This is a genomic window from Pseudomonas sp. K5002 (assembly GCF_013386655.1).
GTDB lineage: Bacteria > Pseudomonadota > Gammaproteobacteria > Pseudomonadales > Pseudomonadaceae > Aquipseudomonas.
The window spans coordinates 1-3856 of record NZ_JACARK010001096.1 but is presented as its reverse complement, the minus strand read 5'-3'; the positions used below and the strand labels follow the sequence as shown (position 1 = coordinate 3856).

Here is a 3856-nt window from a genome sequence, read left to right as displayed (position 1 = left end):
GCGGCCATCTTGCTGGCGCGCAAATGGGGCCAACTGCACCGTGGTGGCGCCTATCGCATCATCACCGCGAGCAACGGTTGCCATGGCCGCAGCTTTGCCGCGATGTCAGCCTCGGCAGCCGCCAGTGAAAACCGTTTTGAGCCCCAGTTGCCGGGATTCAGCCACGTGCCGTTCAACGACCTGCCGGCGCTGCACGCGGCGGTGGATGCGCAAACCGTGGCAATCATGCTGGAACCGATCCAGAACGATGCCGGCGTCATTCCCGCGACCGAGCATTACCTCAAGGGTGTCGAACGTCTGTGCCGTGAGCTGGGAATTCTGTTGATCCTCGATGAAGTGCAAACCGGCACCGGCCGTTGTGGCACGTTGCTCGCCGAACAGTACTACGGCGTACGTGCCGACATCATCTGCCTGGGCAAGGGCTTGGGTGGTGGTGTGCCACTGGCGGCGTTGCTCGCGCGGGGCAAGGCGTGTTGTTTTGAAATCGGTGAGCTGGAAGGCACCCACCATGGCAACGCGCTGATGGCTTCCGCTGGTATAGCGGTGCTCGATACCGTACTGAGTCACGAATTTCTGGAGCACGTTTGCGAGGTTGGCGCTTATCTGGGCGAAGGGCTTGCCCGCCTGGCGCATCGCTATGACCAGGGTGAACTGCGCGGCCAGGGCCTGATGTGGGGACTGACTCTGTCGGAGGATTCGGCAGATGCGGTGGTAAACGCCGCGCTCAGTGAAGGCCTGATCCTGAGCGCGCCGCAACCCGATTGCCTGCGCTTCACCCCGGCGCTCACATTGAGCAAAAGCAACGTCGACGAAATGCTCCTGCGTCTGGCCCGTACCTTCTCCCGGGTGCGCACTGCACAGCTGCAATGCCGCAAGGGCATTGCCGTTTAAGCCCCATATTTCCTGAACCGTCTCGCGGTATACGCGGCGCCTCCAGCCTGATTCTTTTGGCTGGGGGCGTTTTTTTGTCCGCGAATTAGACGATGGCTGAGTGCCAGATCCCACTGAACCCTTACCAACGGCCAAGGTCGATTAGCTTGTACGGCTCACACGAGCCGATTTTCTGGAGCTGAACCCATGGATATCATTCGCATCATCATCGCTATTCTGCTGCCGCCACTGGGTGTGTTCCTGCAAGTGGGTTTCGCTGGCGCGTTCTGGCTGAACATCCTGCTGACCTTGTGCGGTTACATTCCCGGCATCGTGCACGCGGTGTACATCATCGCCAAACGCTAAAAGACCTCAGCCTTTCGCGATCAGCCGTGAGTTGCGCTCATTGCGAAAGGCCAGTTGCTCAATGGTCTGGGTGGCGTGCTCCGCTTCTTCGCGGGCCTGGAGGATCATGCCGTGGTGCTCCGATTTGCTGCACACCGGGTCGGCGTTGCTGGCATCCCCGGTCAGCATGAACGCCTGGCAGCGGCACCCACCGAAGTCCTTTTCCTTCTCGTCACATGAACGGCACGGCTCGGGCATCCAGTCGTAGCCGCGAAAGCGGTTGAAGCCAAACGAGTCGTACCAGATGTGTTGCATGCTGTGGTCGCGCACATTGGGAAATTGCACCGGCATCTGTCGGGCTCCGTGGCACGGTAGGGCAGTACCGTCCGGCGTTACTGTCAGAAAGATGCTGCCCCAGCCATTCATGCAGGCTTTCGGGCGTTCCTCGTAGTAATCCGGCGTGACGAATATCAGCTTGCACGGGTGGCCTTCGGCTTCGAGCTTGGCGCGGTATTCGTTGGTGATGCGTTCGGCGCGCACCAGCTGTTCCTGGGTCGGCAACAGGCCGACCCGATTGAGCTGGGCCCAGCCGTAGAACTGGCAGGTGGCAAGCTCGACAAAGTCCGCTTCCAGGGCAATGCACAGCTCAATGATGCGGTCGATCTTGTCGATATTGTGCCGATGGGTGACGAAGTTCAGCACCATCGGGTAGCCATGGGCTTTCACTGCCCGGGCCATTTCGAGTTTTTGCGCGAAGGCTTTTTTCGAGCCGGCCAGCAAGTTGTTCACTTGCTCGTCACTGGCCTGGAAACTGATCTGGATATGGTCCAGGCCGGCCTTCTTGAAGTCGCTGATCTTCTGCTCGGTGAGGCCGATGCCGGAGGTGATCAGGTTGGTATAGAAACCCAGCTTGCGCGCCTCGGCGATCAGTTCGGCGAGGTCCTGGCGCACCAGTGGCTCACCGCCGGAAAACCCCAGTTGCGCAGCGCCCATTTCCCGGGCTTCACGAAATACCTTGGTCCACTGTTCCGTGCTCAGTTCCTTGCCCTGCTCGGCAAAATCCAGCGGATTGGAGCAGTACGGGCATTGCAGCGGGCAGCGGTAGGTCAGCTCGGCCAGCAACCAGAGCGGCAGGCCGATTTCCGGCTTGGGTGGCAGGTCAGGCAAGTTCGATCCAGTGCTGAGCACGGGCAACCTCCATGAATTGCTCGATGTCTTCACCGAGCTCGGGCACGCCAGGGAACTGCTTGTCCAACTCGGCGATGATTGCGCTGACATCGCGCTCGCCGTCGATCAAGCCACCGATCAAGGCGGCGCTGTCGTTGAGCTTGATCATGCCTTCCGGGTACAGCAGCACATGGCCTTTTTGCGCCGGTTCGTACTGGAAACGATAGCCCTGGCGCCAGGTCGGTTTTTTGCTGCGATCGAAGCTCATAGGGTGATCCCCTTATGCCATACACGCTGATCGGTCACGCTGTGATACGGCGGGCGTTTCAGTTCATAAGCCATGCTCATTGCATCGAGCATGCTCCAAAGAATGTCCAGTTTGAACTGGAGAATTTCCAGCATGCGCTCCTGGCCTTCGCGGGTGGTGTAGTGCTGCAGGGTGATGGCCAGACCGTGCTCCACATCCCGGCGAGCCTGGCCCAGGCGGGTGCGGAAATACTCGTAGCCGGCGGGGTCGATCCATGGGTAATGCTGGGGCCAGCTGTCGAGGCGCGACTGGTGGATCTGCGGGGCGAACAACTCGGTCAGGGAACTGCTGGCGGCTTCCTGCCAGCTGGCCCGGCGGGCGAAGTTGACGTAGGCGTCTACCGCAAATCGTACGCCCGGCAGTACCAATTCCTGGGAGCGCAGTTGATCCGGGTCGAGGCCGACGGCCTGCCCCAGGCGCAACCAGGCTTCAATGCCGCCGTCTTCGCCGGGAGCGCCGTCGTGATCCAGCAGGCGCTGGATCCACTCACGACGAATCTCCCGGTCCGGGCAGTTGGCCAGGATCGCGGCGTCCTTGAGGGGAATGTTCACCTGATAATAAAAACGGTTGGCGACCCAGCCCTGGATCTGCTCGCGGGTGGCGCGGCCTTCGTACATCGCCACGTGATACGGGTGATGGATATGGTAGAAGGCGCCCTTGGCGCGCAGGGCCTGTTCGAACTCGGCGGTGGTCAGCGGTGTGTCAGTCATTTGGCTCGCTCCTACAATTCAATGCTCATGCCGTCGTACGCCACTTCCACATTGCGTCGCAGCAGCTCGGCTCGCTCGGGCGAGTCTTCATCCAGGATCGGGTTGGTGTTGTTGATGTGGATAAGCACCTTGCGCTGCTTGGGCAACTGCTCCAGCACTTCCAGCATGCCGCCGGGGCCGTTTTGTGCCAGGTGGCCCATCTCGCGACCGGTGCGGGTGCCGACGCCACGGCGCTGCATTTCGTCGTCGTCCCACATCGTGCCGTCCACCAGCAGGCAATCGCTGCCGGCCATTATTTCCAGCAACGGTGCGTCAACCTTGCCCAGGCCCGGCGCATAGAACAGCTTGCCGCCGGTGCGCAGGTCTTCGACGATCAGGCCGATGTTGTCGCCCGGGTGTGGGTCGAATCGGTGAGGCGAGTAGGGCGGTGCCGCGCTGCGCAGGGGCAATGGTGTGA

Annotated in this window: 6 protein-coding genes; 2 read left to right on the top strand and 4 right to left on the bottom strand. The window is 61.0% G+C overall.

What is annotated here, in order from left to right; genetic code table 11:
• Positions 1 to 891: aspartate aminotransferase family protein (locus HX846_RS33575; RefSeq protein ID WP_178967084.1), on the top strand; the 891-nt coding region annotated here is incomplete at its 5' end.
• Positions 892 to 1077: 186 nt separating this feature from the next.
• A complete protein-coding gene (locus HX846_RS33570; protein ID WP_003211049.1) occupies positions 1078 to 1236 on the top strand; it encodes a YqaE/Pmp3 family membrane protein in 159 nt (52 codons plus the stop codon).
• A gap of 6 nt (positions 1237 to 1242) precedes the next feature.
• Here HX846_RS33570 and pqqE read toward each other — a convergent pair whose 3' ends face one another.
• The 4 genes from pqqE to HX846_RS33550 all read right to left on the bottom strand — a co-directional run.
• Complete coding sequence (gene pqqE / locus HX846_RS33565; protein ID WP_178967083.1) at positions 1243 to 2382, bottom strand: pyrroloquinoline quinone biosynthesis protein PqqE; 1140 nt, start codon at positions 2380 to 2382, stop codon at positions 1243 to 1245.
• Positions 2375 to 2650, bottom strand: coding sequence for a pyrroloquinoline quinone biosynthesis peptide chaperone PqqD (gene pqqD, locus HX846_RS33560; RefSeq protein ID WP_003211043.1), 276 nt, complete (start codon positions 2648 to 2650; stop codon positions 2375 to 2377). The genes pqqE and pqqD overlap by 8 nt, the downstream gene beginning before the upstream one ends.
• Complete coding sequence (pqqC, locus tag HX846_RS33555) at positions 2647 to 3399, bottom strand: pyrroloquinoline-quinone synthase PqqC (protein ID WP_003211042.1); 753 nt, start codon at positions 3397 to 3399, stop codon at positions 2647 to 2649. Before pqqC ends, pqqD begins: the two co-directional genes overlap by 4 nt.
• Positions 3400 to 3410: 11 nt before the next feature.
• Positions 3411 to 3856, bottom strand: a 446-nt coding sequence (locus HX846_RS33550) for an MBL fold metallo-hydrolase (protein ID WP_256740257.1), incomplete at its 5' end; no start/stop codon positions are given.